The sequence below is a fragment of the Streptomyces sp. NPDC088810 genome, assembly GCF_044750305.1.
In the GTDB taxonomy this organism is placed as follows: domain Bacteria; phylum Actinomycetota; class Actinomycetes; order Streptomycetales; family Streptomycetaceae; genus Streptomyces.
The window spans coordinates 274,002-298,390 of the sequence record NZ_JBIVJQ010000005.1 but is presented as its reverse complement, the minus strand read 5'-3'; the positions used below and the strand labels follow the sequence as shown (position 1 = coordinate 298,390).

Annotated in this window: 19 protein-coding genes and 1 pseudogene; 13 read left to right on the top strand and 7 right to left on the bottom strand. The window is 72.2% G+C overall.

Features of this window, described 5'->3' with window-relative positions; genetic code table 11:
- Position 1 precedes the first annotated feature (1 nt).
- Entirely contained in the window at positions 2–2,965 is a 2,964-nt protein-coding gene (locus ACIP4Y_RS19105; protein ID WP_401394593.1) for an AfsR/SARP family transcriptional regulator, read from the bottom strand.
- A 190-nt stretch (positions 2,966–3,155) separates the two neighbouring features.
- On the opposite strand from ACIP4Y_RS19105, the gene ACIP4Y_RS19100 reads away from it, so the two are divergent.
- The 6 genes from ACIP4Y_RS19100 (at position 3,156) to ACIP4Y_RS19075 (ending at position 10,495) form a co-directional block, all read left to right on the top strand.
- A complete protein-coding gene (locus tag ACIP4Y_RS19100) occupies positions 3,156–4,382 on the top strand; it encodes an amidohydrolase family protein (RefSeq protein ID WP_401394590.1) in 1,227 nt (408 codons plus the stop codon).
- A gap of 5 nt (positions 4,383–4,387) precedes the next feature.
- On the top strand, positions 4,388–5,305 hold the full coding sequence (locus ACIP4Y_RS19095) for a TIGR03619 family F420-dependent LLM class oxidoreductase (protein WP_401395203.1): 918 nt from the start codon (positions 4,388–4,390) through the stop codon (positions 5,303–5,305).
- A 9-nt stretch (positions 5,306–5,314) separates the two neighbouring features.
- Positions 5,315–6,085 carry an SDR family NAD(P)-dependent oxidoreductase gene (locus ACIP4Y_RS19090; RefSeq protein ID WP_401394587.1) on the top strand — a complete coding sequence of 257 codons (771 nt, stop codon included), beginning with the start codon at positions 5,315–5,317 and terminating at the stop codon, positions 6,083–6,085.
- A 99-nt stretch (positions 6,086–6,184) separates the two neighbouring features.
- Positions 6,185–7,303: an LLM class flavin-dependent oxidoreductase gene (locus ACIP4Y_RS19085; protein ID WP_401394584.1), complete on the top strand. Its 1,119-nt coding sequence runs from the start codon at positions 6,185–6,187 to the stop codon at positions 7,301–7,303.
- Positions 7,304–7,316: 13 nt separating this feature from the next.
- Positions 7,317–9,047 (top strand): amidohydrolase family protein, encoded by a 1,731-nt coding sequence (locus tag ACIP4Y_RS19080; RefSeq protein WP_401394581.1) that lies wholly within the window; start codon positions 7,317–7,319, stop codon positions 9,045–9,047.
- A complete protein-coding gene (locus ACIP4Y_RS19075; RefSeq protein WP_401394578.1) occupies positions 9,044–10,495 on the top strand; it encodes an aldehyde dehydrogenase family protein in 1,452 nt (483 codons plus the stop codon). Before ACIP4Y_RS19080 ends, ACIP4Y_RS19075 begins: the two co-directional genes overlap by 4 nt.
- Before the next feature lie 12 nt (positions 10,496–10,507).
- Here the strand turns inward: ACIP4Y_RS19075 and ACIP4Y_RS19070 are convergent, their stop codons facing one another.
- Positions 10,508–10,903 (bottom strand): nitroreductase/quinone reductase family protein, encoded by a 396-nt coding sequence (locus ACIP4Y_RS19070; RefSeq protein ID WP_401394575.1) that lies wholly within the window; start codon positions 10,901–10,903, stop codon positions 10,508–10,510.
- A 74-nt stretch (positions 10,904–10,977) separates the two neighbouring features.
- On the opposite strand from ACIP4Y_RS19070, the gene ACIP4Y_RS19065 reads away from it, so the two are divergent.
- On the top strand, positions 10,978–11,163 hold the full coding sequence (locus tag ACIP4Y_RS19065) for a hypothetical protein (RefSeq protein ID WP_401394572.1): 186 nt from the start codon (positions 10,978–10,980) through the stop codon (positions 11,161–11,163).
- On the opposite strand, the gene ACIP4Y_RS19060 is transcribed toward ACIP4Y_RS19065, so the two are convergent.
- Positions 11,132–12,523 (bottom strand): CehA/McbA family metallohydrolase, encoded by a 1,392-nt coding sequence (locus ACIP4Y_RS19060; protein ID WP_401394569.1) that lies wholly within the window; start codon positions 12,521–12,523, stop codon positions 11,132–11,134. The two genes, ACIP4Y_RS19065 and ACIP4Y_RS19060, sit on opposite strands and share 32 nt — an antisense overlap.
- Positions 12,524–12,629: 106 nt before the next feature.
- Between ACIP4Y_RS19060 and ACIP4Y_RS19055 the strand changes: the two genes are divergently transcribed.
- The 3 genes from ACIP4Y_RS19055 to ACIP4Y_RS19045 all read left to right on the top strand — a co-directional run bounded on the left by ACIP4Y_RS19055 (position 12,630) and on the right by ACIP4Y_RS19045 (position 16,765).
- Positions 12,630–13,496 carry an LLM class F420-dependent oxidoreductase gene (locus ACIP4Y_RS19055; protein WP_401394566.1) on the top strand — a complete coding sequence of 289 codons (867 nt, stop codon included), beginning with the start codon at positions 12,630–12,632 and terminating at the stop codon, positions 13,494–13,496.
- 24 nt (positions 13,497–13,520) lie between these two features.
- Entirely contained in the window at positions 13,521–16,106 is a 2,586-nt protein-coding gene (locus tag ACIP4Y_RS19050) for a bifunctional FO biosynthesis protein CofGH (protein ID WP_401394563.1), read from the top strand.
- Between the two features lie 95 nt (positions 16,107–16,201).
- Entirely contained in the window at positions 16,202–16,765 is a 564-nt protein-coding gene (locus tag ACIP4Y_RS19045) for a hypothetical protein (protein ID WP_401394560.1), read from the top strand.
- Between the two features lie 265 nt (positions 16,766–17,030).
- Here the strand turns inward: ACIP4Y_RS19045 and ACIP4Y_RS19040 are convergent, their stop codons facing one another.
- A complete protein-coding gene (locus ACIP4Y_RS19040; RefSeq protein WP_401394557.1) occupies positions 17,031–17,546 on the bottom strand; it encodes a DUF2165 domain-containing protein in 516 nt (171 codons plus the stop codon).
- A gap of 139 nt (positions 17,547–17,685) precedes the next feature.
- Here ACIP4Y_RS19040 and ACIP4Y_RS19035 point away from each other — a divergent pair, with 139 nt between their 5' ends.
- Entirely contained in the window at positions 17,686–18,801 is a 1,116-nt protein-coding gene (locus ACIP4Y_RS19035) for an ADP-ribosylglycohydrolase family protein (RefSeq protein WP_358639526.1), read from the top strand.
- Between the two features lie 48 nt (positions 18,802–18,849).
- Positions 18,850–19,082: pseudogene (locus ACIP4Y_RS19030) on the top strand (ADP-ribosylglycohydrolase family protein); the annotation flags it as partial.
- A gap of 6 nt (positions 19,083–19,088) precedes the next feature.
- Here ACIP4Y_RS19030 and ACIP4Y_RS19025 read toward each other — a convergent pair.
- Together ACIP4Y_RS19025 and ACIP4Y_RS19020 are read right to left on the bottom strand one after the other, a co-directional pair.
- The gene (locus ACIP4Y_RS19025; RefSeq protein WP_401394553.1) at positions 19,089–20,654 is read right to left on the bottom strand and encodes a sodium:solute symporter family protein; all 1,566 of its coding nucleotides are present in this window, start codon (positions 20,652–20,654) and stop codon (positions 19,089–19,091) included.
- A 127-nt stretch (positions 20,655–20,781) separates the two neighbouring features.
- Complete coding sequence (locus ACIP4Y_RS19020; RefSeq protein WP_401394550.1) at positions 20,782–21,570, bottom strand: SDR family oxidoreductase; 789 nt, start codon at positions 21,568–21,570, stop codon at positions 20,782–20,784.
- A 73-nt stretch (positions 21,571–21,643) separates the two neighbouring features.
- On the opposite strand from ACIP4Y_RS19020, the gene ACIP4Y_RS19015 reads away from it, so the two are divergent.
- Complete coding sequence (locus tag ACIP4Y_RS19015; protein WP_401394547.1) at positions 21,644–22,483, top strand: hypothetical protein; 840 nt, start codon at positions 21,644–21,646, stop codon at positions 22,481–22,483.
- Between the two features lie 10 nt (positions 22,484–22,493).
- Here ACIP4Y_RS19015 and ACIP4Y_RS19010 read toward each other — a convergent pair whose 3' ends face one another.
- Positions 22,494–24,329 (bottom strand): MFS transporter, encoded by a 1,836-nt coding sequence (locus ACIP4Y_RS19010; protein WP_401394544.1) that lies wholly within the window; start codon positions 24,327–24,329, stop codon positions 22,494–22,496.
- Positions 24,330–24,389: the final 60 nt, after the last annotated feature.

Here is a 24,389-nt window from a genome sequence, read left to right as displayed (position 1 = left end):
TTCAGGCTGCGGCGATTGGGGAGAGGAGGCTGCGGACCTCGCCTGCTTCGGCAGAGCCCGTCGCTTCATAGATCCTGAGAGCATCCAACCAGCAAGCACGTGCTCGATCCGGTTGGCCCAGCGCTCCCAGCGCCTTGCCCAGGAGGGTCAAGGTATTGGCGCGCATCCAGTCGCCACCGATGCATCCGATCGCCAGTGCCTGTTCGGCGTGCTGGGCGGCCTGGGCCGGGCGGCGAGCCGAGAGGTGGACCTGGGCGATGCGGAAGTGGGTAGTGCCTTCCCAGAGGCGCTGTCGGCTTTCGGTGAAGATCTGAAGCGCCCTGTCCAGTTGCTCAAGAGCCTCTGGCAGCCTGCCGGCCTGCGTGAGGACGATCCCTGAGGCGTAGCGCGCGTTCGCCAGGCGTACGGACATGCCCAGCTCGTCGTAGATCCTGATTCCTCGTTCGGCCAGCTCGATGGCCTGGGAGCTGCGGCCCATCGACGCCAGGGTGCGTGAGAGGTTGCAGACCGCGCTTGCTTCGCCGGGTTTGTTCTCATCGGCCTGGAAGGCCTGTATCGCCCTGAGGAGATAGCGCTCGGCATCGGCGTACATGGACCGGCAGATGGCGATGATGCCGAGCTGGTTGGGTGCAGCACTGCTCGTCCAGGGGTCGACGGCGGCCTCATTGAGAGAATCAGCGCGCTTGGCTTCCCGCTCGGCCGCCTCAAATCGCCCTGACTGACTGAGTACTTGCGCCAGTGTTATGCGCGCGCGCATCTCGGCGTGCCGATCTCGCTCGGCTGCTGCGGACTCACACGCGGCCATGGCTGTCGTCTCGTATCGGCGCGAGCCGGCCCCTGATTCCGCCAGATCTATCGTGACCAGGAGGAGGTCCACAGCCCGACGCAGTGTGGTGGGCCGCAGCGATTGCTGGACGCAGGCGAGAAGCGGCTCCGCCTCCGCGTGCAGCCAGTCCGTTGCCTTCGCGGCATCGGGGAACGGTTGCCCCTCGTACCGGCTCTGCTCAAGATGCGCGACCGTCCGGTCTCCCGGCCGCTCGATTGCATAGACCCCGGCCGCCGTAGCCAGATAGAAGTCCAGCAACCGGGACATGGCCGCCTCCCGTTCGCTGGGCGGCCGCTCGTCCCTCTCCGCGCAGGCCCGGGCGTAGAGCCGCACCAGGTCATGGAACCGGTACCGCCCCGGCGCCGCCGACTCCAGCAGCGACGTGTCCACCAGGGACTCCAGCAGGTCCTCCGTCTCCTCCGCGGGGAGGTCCAGGACCGCGGCCGCAGCTGCGAGGGAGATGTCCGGGCCGTCTGCCAGGCCCAGGAGGCGGAATGCGCGGGCCTGGGGTGGTTCCAGTTGGCCGTAGCCCAGTTCGAAGGTGGCCTTGACCGCCAGGTCGCCGGCCTGGAGTTCGTCCAGGCGCCGGCGTCCGTCGGCGAGCTTGGCGGCCAGGACCGACACCGTCCAGGTGCGGCGGGCCGCCAGGCGGGAGGCGGCGATGCGGATGGCCAGGGGGAGGAAGCCGCAGGCGGCGACGACGTCCAGGGCCGCCTCCCGTTCCGCGGCCACCCGTTCCTCGCCCACGATCCTGGTGAACAGCGCCAGGGCCTCGTCGGGGGACATGACGTCGAGGTCGACCAGGTGGGCGCCGGCGAGGTCGAGCATGCGGACGCGGGAGGTGACCAGGGCGGCGCAGCCCTCCGTGCCGGGGAGCAGCGGTCGTACCTGGGCCGCGTCCTTCGCGTTGTCCAGCAGGACCAGGACCCGGCGGCCGTCGAGGACGGAGCGGTAGAGGGCCGAGCGTTCCTCCAGGGAGTCGGGGATGGCCGTGTCGGGCGTGCCCAGGGCCCGCAGGAAGGAGCCCAGGACCGTTTCCGGTTCCGCCGGGCGGGGGCCGGCGCCCTGGAGGTCCACGTACAGCTGGCCGTCGGGGAAGGCGCCCCTCGCCCGGTGGGCCACGTGCACCGCCAGGGTGGTCTTGCCCACGCCGCCGATGCCGGCCAGGGCCGAGACCGCCATCACCCGGCCCTCCGCCTCGGACGCCGAGGACAGCACCTCGGTCAGTTCCGACACGAAGGCGGAACGGCCGGTGAAGTCGGGGACGGAGGCCGGGAGCTGGGCCGGGCGGACCGGGGCCGCCGTCGGCTCCGCCATGGGGGACGAGGGCTCCGCCAGGCTCGGGTCCGCCTGGAGGATGCGCTGCTGGAGTTCGCTCAGGCCGGGGCGCGGGTCCACGCCCAGTTCCTCCGCGAGCAGGCGGCGGGTGTCCGCGTACACCGCCAGGGCCTCCGCCTGACGGCCGCTGCGGTAGAGCGCCAGCATCAGCAGTTCGCGCAGGCGTTCCCGGAGGGGGTGCGCCGCCGTCAGGGCGGTCAGTTCGGAGACCGCCTCGGCGTGGCCGCCCTGTTCGAGGTCCAGGTCGAGCCGGGTTTCCAGGAGGCCGAGGCGCCACTCCTCCAGGCGGGCCCGCTGGGCCTCGGCGTAGGGGCCGGGGACGCCGGCCAGGGGCTCGCCGTCCCAGAGCGCCAGGGCCTGGTTCAGCAGGGACCGGGCCCGGCCCAGGTCACCGGTTCCGCGTGCCTTCTCCGCCTCGGCCGCCAGGTCCTGCGCGACCGCGAGGTCCAGGGCGCCCTCGCCCAGGCCGCGGACGGCGTAGCCGCCGGACTCGCTGACCAGGACGCCGGGGTCGAGGATCTTGCGGAGCCGGGAGGCGTAGGTGCGGACCGCCGCCAGGGCCTGGGACGGCGGCTCGGACCCCCACAGCGCGTCGATCAGCTCGGCCGCCGTGGCCGTACGGCCCTCCCGCAGCAGCAGTGCGGCCAGCAGGGCGCGCTGCTGGGGGGAGCCCGTGGGGAGCGCCTCCTCGCCGCGCCGGGCCCGCACCGGACCGAGCACGCCGAAGCGCAGCGGGCCGGGCTCCGCGACGGGCCCGGACCCGGCACGCCGCTGCTCGGGTACTCGCGGCCCACCGTCCATGCGTTCGCCCCCCTCGGCATCACGAACAACCCCGTCAGTTTGCCTTGTAACGGGCGGTTGCGTCAGCCGTGGGAGACGCCGATCACAGAGGGCCACACCTGGGTGCACAGAGCCCTCACAACCTCTCCGCATGCCGGCCGTCGGACACCGGTAGCTGACGCACCGTCAGATCGGCGCTACCGTGCACGGTATGGAGACCACACAGTTCCCGCTGATCATCTCCGTCGACGACCACACCGTTGAGCCCGCCGGCGTGTGGCAGGACCGCCTGCCGAGGAGGTACCGGGACGTCGGGCCCCGGATCGTGCGCGCCCCGCTGAAGGAGATGACCTTCCTGGGCGGGCGGTTCAAGCCCGTCATGGGCACCCCGGGCGGCGACGAGGGCCCGCTCGGCGACTGGTGGGTCTACGAGGACCTGCACCGGCCGCTCACCCGCCTCGACACCGCCGTCGGGTACGCCAGGGACGAGGTCAGGCTCGAAGTGATCACGTACGAGCAGATGCGGCCGGGGTCGTACGACGTGTCCGCCCGGCTCGCCGACATGGACGTCAACCACGTCCAGTCCGCCGTCTGCTTCCCCACCTTTCCCCGCTTCTGCGGGCAGACCTTCACCGAGGCCGCCGACAAGGAGCTGGCCCTGCTGTGCGTGCGCGCCTACAACGACTGGATGGTGGAGGAGTGGTGCGGGCCCGAGGCGCACGGGCGGCTGATACCGCTCACGCTCATACCCCTGTGGGACGCCGAGCTGGCCGCGCAGGAGGTGCGGCGCAACGCCGGACGCGGCGTCCGGGCCGTCGCCTTCTCCGAGATACCCCCGCACCTGGGCCTGCCGTCCGTGCACACCGACGACTGGGACCCCTTCCTCGCCGCCTGCGACGAGACCGGCACCGTCGTCGCCATGCACATCGGCTCGTCCAGCCGGATGCCCTCCACCTCCGCCGACGCCCCGCCCGCCGTCGGCTCCACGATCACCTTCGCCAACTGCTGCTTCTCGATGGTCGACTGGCTGATGAGCGGCAAGTTCGAGCGTTTCCCGAACCTGAAGGTCATGTACGCGGAGGGGCAGATCGGGTGGATCCCGTACATCCTTGAGCGCGCGGACGTGGTGTGGGAGGAGAACCGCGGGTGGGGCGGGGTCGCCGACAAGGTGCACCGGCCGCCGTCCGAGCTGTTCGCCGAGCACGTCCACGGCTGCTTCTTCGACGACGCCTTCGGGCTCAGGAACCTGGACGCCATCGGGGTCGGCAACGTCCTGTACGAGACGGACTACCCGCACTCCGACTCCACCTGGCCCACGTCCCGCGAGGTCGGCGAGGCCCAGATGGGGCACCTGCCGGCCGACGTGGTCGAGCGGATCGTCCGGGGCAACGCCATCGAGCTGCTGGGGCTCACCCCGGAAGGACTGTGGCGGGCGTGAGTGCCCTGGCGTACGGCATCCAGCTGCCCGTCCAGTCGCAGAGCACCCTGTACACGGAGGAGTGGGAGGCCGGGGGCGGGCCGGAGGACCTGGTCGCCGTCGCTCGGGCGGCCGACGCGGCGGGGTTCGCGTACGTCGCCTGCTGCGACCACGTCGCCATCCCGCGCCGCCTCGCACCGGCCATGAGCACCGTCTGGTACGACCCCGTGGCCACCCTCGCCCACCTCGCCGCCGTCACCGAGCGGGTACGGCTGCTCAGCCACGTGGCCGTCGTCGGGCTCCGGCACCCGCTCCTGACCGCCAAGCAGTACGCCACCCTCGACCACCTCTCCGGCGGGCGGCTGGTCCTCGGGGTCGGGGCCGGGCACGTGCGGGAGGAGTTCGAGGTCCTCCAGGTGGACTTCGAGCGGCGCGGGGCCGTGCTGGACGAGGCGATGGACGCGCTGCGCGCCGCCCTGGGGCCCGACGAGTTCCCCGAGCACCACGGCAAGCACTACGACTTCGCCGACCTGGGACAGCGGCCGCGACCGGGCCAGCCGCACGTCCCGCTCTGGGTCGGCGGCTCCTCGCCGGCCGCCGTCCGCCGGGCCGCGCTGAAGGGCGACGGCTGGCTGCCGCAGGGGGACCCGCGCGACCGGCTGCCGGAGCGGATCGCCCGGATCCGGCGGCTGCGCGAGGAGGGCGGGCTCGACGGGGCGTACACCGTCGGCGCCCTCACCGAGCCGCTGTACGTCGGCCGGCCCGGCTGGGACGTCGGGCGGCGCACGATCGCCGGGGCGCCGGAGGAGATCGCCGCGTCGCTGCGGGCGTACCGCGCGATGGGCGTGGACCAGGTCCAGGTGCGGTTCCGCAGCCGGAGCCGGGCCGAACTCATCGAGCAGATCCGCTTGTTCGGGGCAGAGGTCGCGCCCCGGCTGGACTGAGGAGACGGTATGGGCAAGCTGGACGGGCGGGTCGTCCTCGTCACCGGGGCGGCGCGCGGACAGGGCGAGCAGGAGGCGCGGCTGTTCCGGGCGGAGGGCGCGCGGGTGGTCGTCGCCGATGTGCTGGACGACCGGGGGGAGGCGCTCGCCCAGGAGATAGGGGCGCTGTACGTCCACCTGGACGTGGGCACGGAGGAGGGCTGGCGGGAGGCCGTCGGGATCGTCAAGGAGGCGTACGGGCGGATCGACGGGCTGGTCAACAACGCGGGCATCCTGCGCTTCAACGCCCTGGTGGACACCCCGCTGGACGAGTTCATGCAGGTCGTGCAGGTCAACCAGGTCGGCTGCTTCCTGGGGATGAAGGCGGTGGCGCCGGAGATGGCCGACGGGGGCACGATCGTGAACACCGCCTCCTACACGGCCCTGACCGGCATGGCGGCGGTGGGCACGTACGCCGCCACCAAGCACGCGGTGCTCGGGCTGACCCGGGTGGCCGCGCTGGAGCTGGCGGGCCGGCGGATCCGGGTCAACGCCATCTGCCCGGGGGCCATCGACACCGCGATGTCGAACCCGGCCCGGCTGGACCCGGACGCCGACCCCGAGGAGATGAGCCGGGCCCTGGACGAGCTGTACCGCAAGCTCGTGCCGCTCGGCCGGGTCGGACAGCCGGAGGAGGTGGCCCGGCTCGCCCTCTTCCTCACCTCGGACGACTCCTCGTACATCACCGGGCAGCCGTTCGTGATCGACGGCGGCTGGCTGGCGGGCGTGTCCATCATCTGACTGACCGTCAGCTATTGACGGTCGTCCTGGCCGGTGCGACAGTCGGCCGACAGGCAGGAACTGACGACTCGTCAGATACGTTGAGGACGGTGAACCGCCGTGGAATTCGGGCTCTTCGTACAGGGATACGTGGGCAAGCGCGCCGAGACCGACCCGCTGGCCGAGCACAAGGCGCTGATGGAGGAGACCGAGTACGTCATCCAGGCGGACAAGTCCGGCTTCAAGTACGCCTGGGCCTCCGAGCACCACTTCCTGGAGGAGTACTCGCACCTGTCCGCGAACGACGTGTTCCTGGGCTACCTGGCGCACGCCACCGAGCGCATCCACCTCGGCTCCGGGATCTTCAACCCGCTCGCCCCGGTCAACCATCCGGTGAAGGTCGCCGAGAAGGTCGCCATGCTGGACCACCTCAGCGAGGGCCGCTTCGAGTTCGGCAGCGGGCGCGGGGCCGGTTCGCACGAGATCCTCGGGTTCATTCCGGGGGTGACCGACATGAACCACACCAAGGAGATCTGGGAAGAGACCATCGCCGAGTTCCCCAAGATGTGGCTCCAGGACGAGTACGCCGGCTTCCAGGGCAAGCACTGGCAGCTGCCGCCGCGCAAGGTCCTGCCGAAGCCGTACGGCGCCTCGCACCCGGCGATGTGGTACGCGGCCGGGTCCCCGCCGTCGTACGCCATGGCCGCGAAGAAGGGGCTCGGGGTGCTCGGTTTCAGCATCCAGAAGGTCTCCGACATGGAGTGGGTGCTGGAGCAGTACAAGACGGCGATCGTGAACGCGGAGCCGGTGGGGGACTTCGTCAACGACAACGTGATGGTCACGACGACCGCCATCTGCGCGCCCACCCACGCGGAGGCGATCGAGATCGCCGTGAACGGCGGCCTGCACTACCTCCCCTCGCTCGTCTTCCGGTACCACGACACCTTCCCGCGCCCCGAGGGCTTCCCGGAGTGGCCCGAGACGCTGCCCCCGTACACGCCGGAGTTCGTGGAGCTGCTGATCGAGGAGGAGCTGCTGATCTGCGGGGATCCGGACGAGGTGCTGCGCCAGTGCAAGCGGTGGGAGCAGGCCGGGGCCGACCAGCTGAGCTTCGGGTTGCCGGTGGGCGTGCCGAAGGAGGAGACGCTGCAGACGATCCGGCTCATCGGTGAGCAGGTGATTCCGAAGATCGACACGGATCCGGTGCACCGGACGTCCCGGTTCCGGCAGGCTGTGTAAGGGGGTTCCCGGCATGTTGGACCACCTCGTCAAGGGCGCCACCGTCGTGGACGGCACCGGTGCGCCCGCCTGCACCGCCGACGTCGGCATCCGTGACGGTCGTATCGCCGCCGTCGGAAAGATCACGGACGCGGCCCGGACCACCGAGGACGCCGCCGGTCTCGTCCTCGCCCCCGGCTTCGTCGACCCCCACACCCACTACGACGCCCAGCTCTTCTGGGACCCCTACGCCACGCCCTCCCTCAACCACGGGGTGACCACCGTGGCCGCCGGGAACTGCGGTTTCACCCTGGCCCCGCTGCACCCGGACCGCCCCGAGGACGCCGACTACACCCGGCGGATGATGTCCAAGGTGGAGGGGATGTCCCTGGTGGCGCTGGAGGAGGGGGCGCCCTGGAGCTGGCATGCGTTCGGGGAGTATCTGGACGCCCTGGAGGGGCGGATCGCCGTGAACGCCGGGTTCATGGTGGGGCACTGTGCGCTGCGGCGGTACGTGATGGGGCCGGAGGCGATCGGCGGACAGCCGACGGCCGGCCAACTCGACGCGATGCTGCGGCTGTTGCACGAGGCCATGGACGCCGGTGCCTGGGGGCTGTCCACCACGCAGTCCGGTACGCACTCCGACGGCGACGGGCAGCCGGTCGCCTCCCGGCACGCGGAGCCGGCGGAGCTGCTGGCCCTCTCCCGTGCCGTCGGCGAGCACGAGGGCACGCAGATCGAGGCGATCGTCGCCGGCTGCCTGGACCAGTTCAGCGACGACGAGATCGATCTGCTGGTGGAGATGAGCGCGGCGGCCGGACGGCCGCTGAACTGGAACGTGCTCACCATCGACGCGGCCGTACCGGAACGGGTGCCGCGGCAGCTGAGCGCGAGCGAGCGCGCCCGGAAGGCCGGCGGGCGGGTGGTGGCGCTCACCATGCCGATCCTGACCCCGATGAACATGTCGCTGGGCACCTTCTGCGCCCTCAACCTCATCCCGGGGTGGGGGCCGGTCCTGGGGCTGCCCGTGCCCGAGCGCATCGCCCGGCTGCGGGACCCGGCGGTCCGGGAGGAGATGCTGCGTCGGGCCCGGTCGAAGGAGGCCGGCGTGTTCCGGCGGCTCACGGACTTCGGCCGGTACGTCATCGGGGACACCTACAGCGAGGCCAACCGGGGCCTCACCGGACGGGTCGTGCGGGACATCGCCGCGGAGCGCGGGCAGGACCCGTTCGCCTGCCTGGTGGAGATCTGCGCCCAGGACGGGCTGCGGACCGTGCTGTGGCCCATGCCGAGCGACAACGACCCGGCCTCCTGGGCGCTGCGCGCCGAGACCTGGCAGCACGAGGACGTCCTGCTCGGCGGCTCGGACGCGGGCGCCCACCTGGACCGGATGTGCGGGGCGCCGTACACCACCCGGTTCCTCGGGGACTGCCTGCGCGGCCGGAAGCTGGTCGGCCTGGAGCAGGCGGTCAAGATGCTGACCGACGACCCGGCGCGGCTGTTCGGGCTGCGGGAGCGGGGACGGGTGGCGGAGGGCTGGCACGCCGACCTGGTGCTGTTCGACCCGGAGCGGATCGACGCGGGCCGGGCCCGGCTGGTGCACGACCTGCCGGGGGACAGTCCCCGGCTGGACTCCCGGGCGCTCGGGGTGCGGGCCGTGTGGGTCAACGGGGTGGAGGCGATCCGGGACGACGTGGTGACCGGTGCCGTACCGGGCAAGGTGCTGCGGTCCGGGCGGGACACGCGGACGGTGAGTACGCGGTGAGCGAGGGGCAGCCGTTGTTCGTCGGCGGACAGTGGGTGGCCCCGGACGGCGGGCACTACCCGGTGACCGACCCGGCCACCGAGGAGACCGTCGGCTGGGCGCCGGAGGCCTCGCCGGAGCAGGCGCGGCAGGCCTGCGCGGCGGCCCGGGAGGCGTTCGGGGCGTGGTCGCGGACCCGGCCGGAGGAGCGGGCGGCGGTGCTCGGGCGGGCCTCGGAGATCATCCGGGAAAGGCTGGTGCCCTACGCCGACCTGGCCCGGGCCGAGACCGGCGCGACCACCGGGACGGCCCGCGCGATGCAGGTCGGGGTGGCCGCGGCCCGCTTCCGCCGGTACGCGGGCGTGGAGCCCGCCGAGTGGGCGGTCGCCCCGCAGATCAACGAGGCCGGCCCGATGGGCAGGGCCGCCGTGCTGGGGGCACTGGCGGTACGGCAGCCCGTCGGGGTCGTCACCTGTGTGACCTCCTACAACAACCCGTGGGCCAACCCGGCCGGCAAGATCGCCCCGGCGCTGGCCATGGGCAACACGGTGGTGGTGAAACCCGCCCCGCAGGATCCGCTGTCCGTGTACCGGATGGCCCAGGCGCTGGAGGCGGCCGGGGCGCCGCCGGGCGTGGTGAACGTCGTCTCCGGGCGGGACGTGTCGGTGGGCGAGGCCGTCGTGGCCTCCGGTGACGTCGACATGGTGAGCTTCACCGGGTCCACGGCCGTCGGGCGCCGCATCGCCGAGGTGTGCGGGCGGGACATGAAACGCCAGCTGATGGAGCTGGGCGGCAAGGGGGCCGCGCTCGTCTTCGACGACGCCGACCTCGCCTCGGCCGTCGCCGGCATCGGCACCACCTTCTCCTTCTACAGCGGACAGATCTGCACGGCACCGACCCGGGTGCTGGCCCAGCGCGGGGTGTACGAGCGGCTGGTGGAGCAACTCGCGGAGTATGCACGCCGGTTGAAGGTGGGGGACCCGCGGGAGCCGGACACGGTGGTCGGGCCGGTGATCTCCGCCGAGCACCGGGCGCGGGTGGAGTCGTACGTCGAACTCGGCCGGAAGGAAGGCGCCGTGGTCGTGGCGGGCGGTGAACGGCCGCCGCCGGAGCGGGGGTTCTTCGTCGCACCCACCCTGCTCGCCGACGGCACGAACGACATGCGGGTGGCCCGGGAGGAGATCTTCGGTCCGGTGGTGACGGTGATCCCGTTCGCGGACGAGGACGAGGGGGTGGCCCTCGCCAACGACTCCGACTACGGGCTCATCGACTACGTCTGGTCCGGTGACGTGGCCCGGGCCTTCCGGGTGGCGCGGCGGCTGCGGGCCGGGGGTGTGGGCGTCAACACGGTCGGCCGCAACATGGAGGCCCCGTTCGGCGGGTTCAAGAAGAGCGGGGTCGGCCGGGACGTGGGGTCGTACGCCCTGCACGCGTACAGCGAGGTGCAGGCGATCGTGTGGCCGGGGTGAACCGTCACCCCCTCACCCCTCCAGATCGACGCGCACCGTCAGCAGGCCGGTGCCGAACGCCCGTACCGCGAGGCTGTTGAACCGGGGCAGGCTGCGCAGGCGGGCCACGGGGTCGTCGTCGGGCAGGAGATGGGCGGTGCCGCGGTGCCAGCGCCCCGCGATGCGGACGCGCACCCGTGGGTCGGCCTGGATGTTGCGGACGTACTGGGACCGGTAGCCGAACTCCGAGACGAGCCAGAAGGAGTCACCGAGCCGGCGTCCGCCCACCGGGGTCGTCCGGGGCAGGCCGGAGGTGCGGCCGGTCGTCTCCAGGAGGGTCTGGAACGGCAGTCGCCGGTTGACCGGGTTGGCGAGGTGGCGCTGGAAGCGGGTCATGATGCGCTGCTTGCGGTCGCTGCTGCCTGACATGCCTCGGGTGCTCCTGCTCTCCTCGACGGACGGCGTCCGGACGTACACCTGTCGGGGATTCTGGCACTTCCCGGATGTCCGAGGAGGGCTACGAGCAGCTGCGCCGGCTGTACGGCTCCATCGACCGGGACGACGGCACCCTCTCCGTCTGCGGCCGGATCGCCCTGGAGTACGGCCTGCGCTGCGACGCCATGCGGCGCGAAGGGGCCGAGTGGGCGGCGCGGCGGATCACGGAGCCCCGAGGAAGACCGGATTGGTGAACGCGGCCATCGCCCCCGGCACCGGCCCCAGCGCCGTCTCGTGGCGCACCTCGGCCCGGACGTAGGCGGCACGGGCCGGGGTCGTCCGCCACTGCACGGTCCCCGTACCGGACACCGGCAGCGGCCCGCCGGTGAACAGCACGCCCTGGTCGGTGACGAACCGGACCGAGCAGCGTGGCACACCGGACGCCTCCAGCCGGACCGTCACCGGGGTGTCCTGCCCGGCCGTCAACCGCTCCCCGAGACCGGCCTGTTCACCCCCCTCGGCCGTCACGGTGAACGCCAGCGACACCTGCCGCGACTCGGCCACGTACGACCGTCCGGCCCGCAGCCCGTCCTGGATCGCCTCCCTGGTCAGCGCGTCGGCGAGGACGACGGTCTGGGGCAGCCCGACCACGTCCGGATCGCGGTGGGCGTCGCTGTTGCCCATCGCCGGCAGCCACCCCCGCCCGCCCCGCACGGCCGCCGCCAGCCGCGCGTCCCAGGCCGCCAGCGCCATCTCGTCGTCCGGCGTCCAGGCCCCGTTCCACACCTCCACGGCGTCCGCCTCCGCGAACCCGAACCGCCAGCCGCAGCCCACGCAGTCGGCGTGCGGATGGGCCGGTACGACCAGACCGCCGGCCCGGCGGACCTCCCGCGCGAAGCGGGTCCAGCGGCCGTCCCGCGCCCGGTAGCGCCAGTCGACGAAGGTGCCCGGCTCGGTGCCGAGCGCCAGGACGTGCCCGTTGCGCGTGGTGATCTCCTCACCGAGCAGCACCAGCAGGTCGTCACCGGCCGCGTCGGCCCAGTGGGCGTGCGAGGCGTTCGTGTTGTGGTCGGAACTGTTGACGAAGTCCAGCCCGGCCGCACGGGCCAGCGCCGCGATCTCCCCCGGGGTGCGGCGCCCGTCGGAGTGCCAGGAGTGCAGATGGCAGTCGCCCCGGTACCAGTCCCGGCCCCGCCCCCGGGCCCGCTCCGGCGGATACACCGCCTGGGGCGTCTGCCCGGCCGCCCCTTCCGTCAGCGTGACGGTCACCTCGTACGCCAGCCCCTGCGGCGCCACGGTGTAGGGGCCGAGGGCGACGTACCAGGTGCCGGGCGTCAGCGGCCCCGGAAGATACCCCGGCGTGGCCCCGTCGGCCCGCACGAAGAACTCGCTCCGCGCACCCCCCGACCACCCCCGGAACCCCCGCCCGCCCAGCTCGGTCCCGCGCGCGTCGAACAGCCCGATGTCGAGGGCGTTGCCGGGGGTGCCGGGCGGGACGGAGGGTTTGCCGTAGGTGTAGGAGACCCGCAACTCGCCGGTGCCGGGCGGAACGTCGAAGGGGAGGTACACGAAGTCGGGCGAGCCGGGTGCGATGGTGCCGCGCAACGTCGTCACACCGCCAACGTAAGCCCGCCTCAGGGCTGCGGGGAACTGCGCTACAAGCCATGACGGCCCCGCACGTACCCCCTGACGAGCAACCAACCAGTCGGTACGATGCCCCATGCGTATCTCCGTCACGATCTTCCTGACCGACGAGACGATCACCCCCACACACCTGGCCCGCGAACTGGAACAACGCGGCTTCTGCGGCCTCTACCTCCCGGAACACACGCACATCCCGGTGGAACGCACGACCCCCTACCCCGCCGGCGGTGACCTGCCCCCCGAGTACGGCCGCACCCTCGACCCCTTCATCGCCCTCGCCCAGGCCGCCGCCGTGACCCGGCGTCTGGCGCTCGGCACCGGAATCACCCTGGTCGCCCAGCACGACCCCATCGACCTCGCCAAGCAGATCGCCACGCTGGACCACCTCTCCGGCGGCCGTTTCACCCTCGGCCTCGGCTACGGCTGGAACGTGGAGGAGGCCGCCGACCACGGCGTGACCTGGCGGACCCGGCGCGAACTGGTCCGGGACCGGATGGCGCTGATGCGCGCGCTGTGGAGCGAGGAGCCGACGGAGTACACCGGGGAGTTCGGCAGCGTCCGGGCCAGCCTCGCCCACCCCAAGCCCGTGCAGAAGCCGCGCGGCCGGGTCGTCGGCCCCCGCACGCTCGTCGGCGGGGCCGCGGGGCCCAAGCTGTTCGCGCACATCGCCGAGTTCGCCGACGGCTGGCTGCCGATCGGCGGCCGCGGGCTCACCGAGGCGCTGCCCGCGCTGCGCTCGGTGTGGGCGGACGCGGGCCGCGACCCGGCCGCCCTCCAGGTCGTCCCGTACGCCGTCCAGCCCACTCCCGGCAAGCTCGCCCACTACGCCGAACTGGGCGTCGAGGAGGTCGTGGTGCAGCTGCCGCCGGCCGGCGAGACGGAGGTGCTGCGTGCCCTCGACAGCTATGCCGCCCTGCTGCCGGGCGGTACCGCGCAAGGGTGATCAACGCGAACGTATGCTCAGAGAATGACGACTTCCGCGACCTCCGGAACGGGCCCGACCGAGAACTCCATGCGTCGCGCCCTCAAACGCGCTCGGGACGGCGTCACCCTCGATGTCACCGAGGCGGCGGTGCTCCTCCGGGCACGCGGTGAGGACCTGACCGACCTCGCCGCCTCCGCCGCCCGGGTGCGGGACGCGGGCCTGGAGGCGGCGGGCAGGCCCGGCGTCATCACGTACTCGAAGAGCGTCTTCATCCCCCTGACCCGGCTGTGCCGGGACAAGTGCCACTACTGCACCTTCGCCACCGTGCCCGGCAAGCTGCGGCGCGCCGGCCACGGGATGTTCCTGTCCCCCGACGAGGTGCTGGACATCGCCCGCAAGGGTGCCGCCCTCGGCTGCAAGGAAGCCCTGATCACCCTCGGCGACAAGCCGGAGGACCGCTGGCCGGAGGCGCGCGAGTGGCTCGACGCGCACGGCTACGACGACACCATCGCCTACGTCCGCGCCATCTCCATCCGCATCCTGGAGGAGACGGGCCTGCTGCCCCACCTCAACCCGGGCGTCATGACGTGGACGGACTTCCAGCGGCTGAAGCCGGTCGCGCCGAGCATGGGCATGATGCTGGAGACGACCGCGGAGCGGCTGTGGTCGGAGCCCGGCGGCCCGCACCACGGCTCCCCGGACAAGGAACCGGCCGTACGGCTGCGGGTGCTGGAGGACGCCGGCCGCTCCTCCGTGCCGTTCACCTCCGGCCTGCTCATCGGCATCGGCGAGACGTACGAGGAACGCGCGGAGTCGCTGTTCGCACTCCGAAAGATCTCCCGGGCCTACCATGGCATCCAGGAGCTGATCATCCAGAACTTCCGCGCCAAGCCGGACACGGCGATGCGCGGCATGCCGGACGCCGAACTGGACGACCTGGTCGCCACGGTGGCCGTCGCCCGGCACATCATGGGCCCGTCGGCCTGCCTCCAGGCCCCGCCGAACCTGGTCGACGCCGAGTACGAGCGGCTGATCGGCGCCGGCATCGACGACTGGGGCGGGGTCTCCCCGCTGACCATCGACCACGTCAACCCCGAGCGCCCCTGGCCGCAGATCGAGGAACTCACCGAACGGTCCCACGCGGCCGGCTTCGAACTGCGCGAACGCCTCTGCGTGTACCCGGAGTTCGTGCGCCGGGGCGAGCCCTGGCTGGACCCGCGGCTGCGCCCGCACGTGTCGGCCCTGGCCGACCCGGAGACGGGCCTCGCCCGTGCGGACGCGGTCGTGGCGGGCCTGCCCTGGCAGGAGCCGGAGGAGGTGTTCACCGCCACCGGCCGCACCGACCTGCACACCTCCATCGACACCGAGGGCCGTACGGGCGACCGGCGCGCCGACTTCGACGAGGTGTACGGCGACTGGGAGGCCCTGCGCGAGGCGGCGGCCCCCGGGATGGCCCCGGAGCGCATCGACGCCGACGTCCGCGAGGCGCTGCGCACGGCGGCCGGCGACCCGACCCGGCTGACCGACGCCGAGGCCCTCGCCCTGCTGCACGCGGACGGGCCGGCGCTGGACGCGCTGTGCCGGGTCGCGGACGACGTCCGCAGGTCGGCGGTCGGCGACGACGTGACGTACATCGTCACCCGGAACATCAACTTCACCAACGTCTGCTACACCGGCTGCCGGTTCTGCGCCTTCGCGCAGCGCCGCACGGACGCCGACGCGTACACGCTCTCCCTGGAGCAGGTGGCGGACCGCGCGCAGCAGGCGTGGGACGTGGGCGCGGTCGAGGTGTGCATGCAGGGCGGCATCCACCCGGACCTGCCGGGGACGGCGTACTTCGACATCGCGAAGGCGGTGAAGGAACGCGTCCCGGGCATGCATGTGCACGCCTTCTCCCCGATGGAGGTGGTGAACGGCGCGACCAGGACCGGGATGTCGATCCGGGAGTGGCTGACCGCCGCCAAGGAGGCGGGCCTGGACTCCATCCCCGGTACGGCGGCGGAGATCCTGGACGACGAGGTCCGCTGGGTGCTGACCAAGGGAAAGCTGCCCACGGCCACCTGGATCGAGGTGGTCACGACCGCGCACGAGCTGGGCATCCGCTCGTCGTCCACGATGATGTACGGACACGTGGACCAGCCCCGGCACTGGCTCGGCCACCTGCGCACGCTGGCCCGGATCCAGCGGGACACGGGCGGCTTCACCGAGTTCGTGACGCTGCCGTTCATCCACACGAACGCGCCGGTGTACCTGGCCGGGATCGCCCGCCCGGGACCGACCCTGCGGGACAACCGGGCGGTGACGGCGATGGCCCGCCTGCTCCTCCACCCCTGGATCCCCAACATCCAGACGAGCTGGGTCAAACTGGGCACCGAGGGGGCGGCGGAGATGCTCCGCTCCGGCGCGAACGACCTGGGCGGGACGCTCATGGAGGAGACGATCTCCCGCATGGCGGGCTCCTCCTACGGCTCGTACAAGTCGGTCCGCGACCTGATCGCGGTGGCGGAGGCGGCCGGCCGGCCCGCGAAGCCGCGCACCACGCTGTACGGCGAGGTCCCCGAGGAGCGGCAGCGGGCGGCCGAGGCGTCCGACGGTCACCTGCCGGAACTGCTGCCGGTCCTGGACTGAGCCTTCTCCCCGGACCGAGCCATCTCCGCGAACTGAGTACGATGATCCGACCCCTGTGCTGAGAAGGGGGACCCGTACCGGAGGAGATGCGTCCCGTGGCTGCCCGACTGCCCTCGTGGGCCTGGGTCACCGGTCTGACGGCGGGGGCGACCGCGGTCGTCGTCGCCCTCGCCGTACAGGCGAACCACGGGCCGCATCCCACGGCCGCCGTGGCCAGGCCCGGCGCGTCGGCGTCCGCGAGCCCGCACGCGACGCTGAGCCCGAGAGCGCCGTCCGCGCCCGCCCTGCCGGACCGGTCCGGCGAGGGCCGGCGGATCGTGTACTCGCTCGCGGAGAAGCGGGTCTGGCTGGTCGACGCGACCGGCAGGGCGACCCGCACGTTCACGGTGTGGCCGGGCACGGTCAGCCCGCAGCCCGGCCGCTACTCGATCACCCTGCGCACCCAGTCCCTCAAGGGCTCGGACGGCGTGGAGATCGAGCACGTCATGTACTTCACCAAGGTGGACGGCGTGAACGTGGCCTTCTCCAACGCCCTGGACGGCGCCTCGCCCCCGCCCGCCAACGGCCAGAAGCTGGGCGGCATCCGCCTCCACAAGGAGGACGGGGCCGCGCTGTGGGCCTTCGGCGACCAGGGCACCCGGGTCGCGGTCGTCGACTAGCCGATTCCCGCGTTCGTGTCGGACCCGCCGGACCGCGCCTGCGCCACGGGCACCCACGTGAAGACGGGGGTGGCGACCGCCGCCGGCCCGGGAAGCATCGTCGCGACGAGCCCCGCCCGCTGCCCCCGGCCGCCCGCGTCGGCCGGCGGACCGCACTGCGCCCCGGCCGCACCGCCGCTCCGCTCCGGCGCCCGGGACCGATGCCCCGGACGGCGCGCGCCCAGCGGAGCCCGGGGCCGCCGCGCGGCCCGGGGGATGCCGCCGGTCACGAGCCGTCGCTGCGCCCGTACCGGCCGGACGGCAGCAGGTTGACGATCAGCGCGACCCCGCTCAGCAGGAACACCCGGGTCGCCGCGTCCAGCCCGTTCCAGGTCTTCGACTGCCACATCGCGAACCACTCGCCGCCGATCGCGATGAACCCGGCACCGAAGAGCAGCAGCAGCATCAGCAGCCCGTACGTCGACCAGCGCCGGGCCAGGTCGTCCCGGCCCCGCGCCCAGAGGAAGGTCCCCCAGACCAGCACCGCCGCCGCCACGCTCTCCCACACGATGATGAGGACGTACGCCGTGTCCTCCAGGGCCGTACTGGTCACGGCCCGCCACATCAGGTCGTCGTCCCTGAACGTCGTGTCCATCGCCAGCACATGCCGGACGAACTGCTGATTGGTCCCGAAGTCGGTGATGTTCCCGAGCGCGACCAGGGCGATGTAGAGCGCGAGTATGCCGGTGAGCACTCCGGCGGCGAGCCTGAGCCCGGTGGGGCGTGTGGGGGTGGTGGTCATGGCTGGATTCTCCCCGACGAACACCGGCTTCTCCCACGGGCATTGAGCCAGAATCCGGCCGGGCACGACTGAACGGGCCGTTCCCGGTCGATTACAGTGCTGGGCGTCGTACAGGCGGACGGTGCCGTGGGGAGGTCTGGTGGGCGTGACATCCGGTGCCGTCTGGGGCCGTGCCGAGCAGCAGGACTTCCGCAGCCGGGTGCGCGGCACACTGCTCGGGGCCGCGGTCGGCGACGCCCTCGGCGGGCCGGCCGATCCGCTGTCCCTGGAGGAGATCCGGGCCGCGTACGGCGGCGAGGGGCTGCTCGACCTGGCCTTCGGGCACGGGCGGCGCGGCACGGTCACCCATCACACCCAGCTGACCCTGTTCACCGTCGACGGGCTGATACGCGCCCAGGTGCGCCGCGACACCGGCGCCTGGCATCCGCCGACCGATCTGCACCGGGCCTATCTGCGCTGGGCGGCCACCCAGCGGGACTGGGGGCCCGACGAACGCCGCAAGGACGACGGCTGGCTGGCCCGCGAGGAGTGGCTGTACGCCCGCCGGGACCCGACCCGCGCGCTGCTCATCGGGTTCGGCGACGAGACCATGGGCACGCTGGAGTCCCCGAAGAACCCGGGGGAGCTGGGGCCGGAGGCGGTCGCCCGCTCGGCACCCTTCGGCCTTCTCGTCGGCTGGGAACCCCAGCTGGTCGTCCAACTGGCCGTGGAGTGCGCGGCCCAGACCCACGGCCACCCCATCGCCTACCTGTCGGCGGGCGCGTACGCCGTCATCGTGCACGCGCTGGCCCGCGGCGACAGCCTGGACGGCGCCGTGCAGCGGGCCCTCGCCCTGCTCGCCGCCCGCCCCGGCCACCAGCCCGTCTCCGACGCCCTCCAGCACGCCCTCGGCGCCGTACGGCAGGGCATGCCCACCCCGGCCCGGGTGGAGGAGCTGGCCGGCGACGGTACGGCGGACGGGCTGCTGGCCGCGTCCGTGTACTGCGCGCTGGTCGGGGAGGACGTACGGCACGGGCTGTGTCTGGCGGTGAACCAGAGCGGCCCCTCCGCGGCCGCGGGCGCTCTCGCCGGTGGCCTCCTCGGCGCGCTGCACGGCGAAACGGCCCTTCCGCCGGCCTGGCTGGCCGAACTGGAGGGCCGCCCCACGATCCTGGAACTCGCCGACGACTTCGCCATGGAGATGACCCAGGGCCCCGCACTGCACGGCCCGGCGGGCTCCTCCCCGGGCTGGCTGGCGAGGTACCCGCGGGCTTGACGGTGCCTACGGCGCCCCCACCACATCGTCCCCGGCACCCGCCCGCACCGGCACGGGCTGTGTCTGGCGGTGAACCAGAGCGGTCCCTCCGCCGCCGCGGGCGCCCTCGCCGGCGGCCTCCTCGGCGCGCTGCACGGCCGGCCTGGCTGGCCGAACTGGAGGGCCGCCCCACGATCCTGGAACTCGCCGACGACTTCGCCATGGAGATGACCCAGGGCCCCGCACTGCACGGCCCGGCGGGCTCCTCCCCGGGCTGGCTGGCGAGGTACCCGCGGGCTTGACGGTGCCTACGGCGCCCCCACCACATCGTCCCCGGCACCCGCCCGCACCGGCACAGCCAGCGCAGCGCCCTCGTCGCCGTCGGTGTTGACCTTCTCGATGATCACCAGACGCTCGGGCGTGTCCTCCGGCTTCAAGAAGCCGATGACGATGTACAGCACCAGGGAGACCGCGAGCGGCACCGAGACCTGGTACTGGAGCGGGACACCGCCGTCGATCTGCCAGCTGATCGGGTAGTTGACCAGCCAGAAGGCGAGCAGACCCAGTCCCCAGCTGACGAGCGCGGCCGTCGGGCCGGAGCGGCGGAACGGGCGGAGCAGACCGAGCATCATCGGGATCGCCATCGGACCCATCAGACCGGCGACCCACTTGATGACGACCGTGATGATGTCCTTGAACGCGGGGGAGTTGACCTGCGTCGCGGCCGCCATCGACAGGCCGAGGAAGACCACCGTGGCGACGCGCGCCGCGATCAGCCCCGTCCGGGTGCTCCACGCCCGCGCCCGCGCCGAGAGCACCGGCGCGCAGTCCCGGGTGAAGACGGCCGCGATGGCGTTCGCGTCGGACGAGCACATGGCCATGGTGTGCGAGAAGAAGCCGACGATGACCAGGCCCAGCAGGCCGTGCGGCAGCAGCTGTTCGGTCATCAGGGCGTAGGAGTCGGAGCCGTCCGGCTTCTGCGCCTTCACCAGCAGCGGAGACATCCACATCGGGAAGAACAGGACCACCGGCCAGACCAGCCAGAGGATCGCGGACAGCCGGGCCGAGCGCTCGGCCTGGCGGGCGCTGCCGGTGGCCATGTAGCGCTGGGCCTGGTTGAGCATGCCGCCGTTGTACTCGAAGAGCTTGATGAACAGGAACGCCAGCAGGAACACGGTGCTGTACGGGCCGACCAGCGGTTTGCCGTGGCCGTGCAGCGCGGGCTCGTCCCAGGCGCCGAGGAAGCCGATGTTCTTGTCGTTCAGCTTCATCACGACCGCGATGAACATCGAGATGCCGGCCAGCAACTGGATGACGAACTGGCCGAGTTCGGTCAGCGCGTCCGCCCACAGGCCGCCGATCGTGCAGTACACGGCCGTGATCGCGCCGGTGATGAGGATGCCCTGGTTCAGCGAGATCCCGGTGAACACCGACAACAGGGTGGCGATCGCGGCCCACTTGGCGCCCACGTCCACGATCTTCAGCAGCATGCCCGACCAGGCGAGCGCCTGCTGGGTGGGCAGGTTGTAACGGTTCTTGAGGTACTCCAGCGGGGAGGCCACATGGAGCCGGGAGCGCAGTCGGTTGATGCGCGGCGCGAACAGCTTCGACCCGATGGCGATGCCGAGCGCGATGGGGAAGGACCAGGTGATGAAGGAGGTGACGCCGTAGGTGTAGGCGATGCCCGCGTACCCGGTGAACATCACGGCGCTGTAGCCCGACATGTGGTGCGAGATGCCGGAGAGCCACCAGGGCATCTTGCCGCCGGCCGTGAAGAAGTCGGAGACGTTGTCCACGCGCTTGTGCGACCAGACGCCGATCGCGACCATCACACCGAAGTAGCCGATGAGCACGGCCCAGTCGAGACTGTTCATGTGCCCGATCGTGGGTGCGAGCACATGAACACGACAAGCAAGAGGAAGGTCAAGTCGGAGTAAAATTGTTCCGCTAATTGACTCCCGTTCACTCATATGAACGACGCGACGACCGTCCGGTCCCTCGTCAACGCATCAGCTCACCCGCGTTGACCAGCAACGACTGCCCGGTGACGGCCCGCGCCCGGTCCGAGGCGAGGAACACCGCCGCGTCCGCCACATCCCCGTCGGTGGCCAGTTCAGGCAACGCCATCCGCTCGGTCAGGCGCGCCAGCACCTCGTCCTCCGGCACACCCTCCGTGTGCGCGGTGAACCGGACGTACGCCTGCACCGGCGGCCCCCACATCCAGCCCGGCAGTACAGAGTTGACCCGGATCCGGTCCGGACCCAGCTCCCGCGCCAGCGAGTACATCGCACTGGTCAGCGCCCCCTTCGAGGCGGCGTACGCGGCCTGCCTCACCTGCGAGGGCGCGGCCACGGCCGACTGCGTCCCGATGAACACCACCGACCCGCCCCCGCGCGCCCGCAGCGCCGGCAGACAGGCCCGGGTCATCCGCAGCGTTCCCAGCAGGTTCACGTCGACGACCGACTGCCAGGTCGCGAAGTCCGCGTCCTCCAGCCCGCCGAAGTACGAGTCCCAGGCGGCCACGTGCACCACCGCGTCGATCCCGCCGAACCGCTCCCGCGCCAGTCCCGCCAGCGCCTCGCACTGCCCCTCGTCGGTGATGTCGGTCGCCCGGTACGCCGTGCGCGCGCCGTCCGGATCGATCACGGCCGCGCTCTTGGCCAGGTTCGCCTCGGTGCGCGCCCCCAGCACCGCGTTCCCGCCGTCCCGTACGACGGCCGCCGCGACCTGGTGGCCGAGCCCGGCCCCGACACCCGAGACGACGACGGTCTTGCCCGCGAGCAGGGACATGGCCCCTCCTTCGGTATGGCGCTTCATCTGACGGGGCGTCAGAGTATGGGCGACCGCAGGAAAGGGGAACCGCATGAGCGACGAGACCCGCAGCGAGCGGTACGCCGAACTGGCCGCCGTCGGCCCGTACGGCGTCCGCCCCGGCCATGCCCTGATCACCCTGGTCGAGCCGCACCCCGGCCACGAGTACGCCTACAACCGCTGGTACGAGGACGACCACTACTACGCCGGCGCGATGGCCATGCCCTGGATGTACGCGGGCCGCCGCTGGGTGGCGACCCGGGAGCTGCAGCTCCTGCGCTACCCGGAGAAGTCGGCGGTCGCCCGGCCGGTCACCGCCGGCTGCTACCTCTCCACCTACTGGATCACCGCCGGCCGCTACGACGACCACATGAAGTGGACGGTCGCCATCAACAAGCGCCTCAACCGGGACGCCCGCGTCCACCACGGCCGCACCCACGTCTTCACCGCCTTCCAGGACCACGAGACGACGGTGTACCGGGACGGCGCCGCCGGGCCCCGGGACGTCCACGCCCTCGACCACCCCTACGCCGGCCTGGTGCTGGAGGTCGTCGACACCGACTCGGCCGGGCAGCGCACCGAACTGCTCCGGTGGCTGCGCGACCGCCACCTCCCGCGCCGCCTCGCCGGATCCCCGTGCGCCCTGGTCACCGTGTTCCGGCCGACCCCGCTGCCGGGCGACCGCATGACCTACGTCAAGCAGGTCGAGGGCGTGGACAGCCGGCTGACCCTGCTGTGGTTCCTGGAACGGGATCCGCGGGAGTGCTGGGAGGAGCACTTCCGGGGCCTGGACGAGGAGGTGGCCGAGTCCGGTCTGGGCAGGGTGGAACTGGCGGCACCGTTCATCCCGACGGTTCCGGGCACGGACCGGTACGTGGCCGAACTGAGGTGAGCGCAGGCACTCACTTCAGCTCGTCGGGGCACGGAGTACCGCGCGGCAGCTGGTACGGCGCGGCCAACCGGTACGTCCCGGCCTTCGGCGCCAGCAGCACCGTCCACCGGTCCCCGTTCGAGTCCTCCGGCGTCTGCGTCAGACACCCGTCGACGTTCCGGTACGTCTTCGGCGTACCGGACGACGGCTGCGGCGGCTTCACACTCTTGCCGTGCTCGTCGACGACGCTCAGCCAGGGCGAGTACGGGATCCGGATCAGGATCCGCCCCGCCTTGCGCACCCGCAGGATCATCTCGCCCTGCTCGGCCCGGTCCACCACCGCGTTCGGCTCGGCCAGCGGCGTCGGATCGGTCACCTTGAACAGCTGCCAGTTGGCGTCGCCCCAGACCTGCTTCAGATACGGCATCCCGCGCTGCAGCAGCGCCCGCTCCCGCTCGCCGCCGTCCCCGTCCGGGTTGTCCTTGGGCAGCACCACGTAGTGCACGGCCCACCGCTGGAGCCACTCGTGGTAGTTCGCCGAGTTGAGCGTGTCGTCGTAGAAGAGCGGATTGCGCTCCATGTCGGCCTGCCGGTTCCAGCCGCGGGCCAGGTTGAAGTCCGGCGCCAGCGCGGAGGCCTCCCGGTGGGAGCGGGCCGGGACCACCTCGACCCTGCCCTTCTCCGCGCCCTGCTTCTGGAGCTGGTTGATCAGCGGCGCCAGCTCACGGGCCCAGGACGCGGCCGGGGTGGTGTGGATGATGTCGTCCACCGACTTGAAGCCGATCCAGCCGGCGAAGCCGAGCAGGGCCAGCACCGTCACGTACCACTTGCGGGTCTTTCGCACCGTGTACGGCAGGATCGCGACCAGCGTCGCACCCGCGAACAGCATCGGCAGCCGCGAGATGTTGGACCCGATCTGCGAGCTGATCAGCCACACCAGGACGACGGCGAGGCTGTAGACGCCGGCCGTCAGCCGGACCGTCACCCACTCCTTCGGCGCCAGGAACAGGCAGAACAGCCCGTACAGCAGCGGCATGACCACCGAGCCGAAACCCATCGGCTGGGTACCGGAGAACGGGAACAGCCAGGCCGACACCGCGACCACCGCCGTCGGCGCCAGGCCCAGCGCCCACGCGCCCGGCCGCCGCTTCTGCAGGAACAGCGCGACCGCGACCAGGCCCACGAACAGCCCCGCGACCGGCGAGGCCATCGTGGCGAGCGCGGCCAGCGGGGCGGCGGTCAGGGCCTTCGCCCAGCGTTTGTACCGCCACCGGTACGGCCAGCAGAACACCGCCGCGACCGCGCCGAGCGCGAACATCGTGCCGAGCCCGAAGGTCACCCGGCCGGAGATCGCGTTGGCCAGGAACGCGGCGACCCCGCCGAGCGAGGCCCACAGCGGGTTCTTCACCGCCCGGCTGCGGATCAGGACCAGCGTCAGCAGGCCGGCCGACACCGTCCCGGCGATCATCATCGTCGTACGGACGCCGAGGACCGACATCAGGTACGGCGACACCACGCTGTAGGACACCGGGTGCATGCCCCCGTACCAGGCGAGGTTGTACGCCGAGTCCGGGTGCCGGCCGACGAACTCCGCCCACGCGTCCTGCGCCGCGAGATCACCGCCGCTGTTCGCGAACGTGAAGAACCAGATGATGTGCAGCACGCCGGCGAGCACCGTGACCGACAGCACGGGATGCCGGAGCATCCGCTGCCGGAGGGGCTCGAGCGCGGCGAGCAGACGCGCGCGTGCGCCGGGGCGTACCTCCGGGGTACGGCTGTCCGCGTCAGTCGTGGACAGCCGTATTCGCGGGCCCACTCCCGGGCCCGGGTCTGCGTTGTCGGCGCGTGTCGGCTCCGCTGTGGCCACCTGAAGGCACTCCCCGTATCCCGTCTTCTGTTCTCGGCCGCGTCCCTCGGTGGTCCGGCC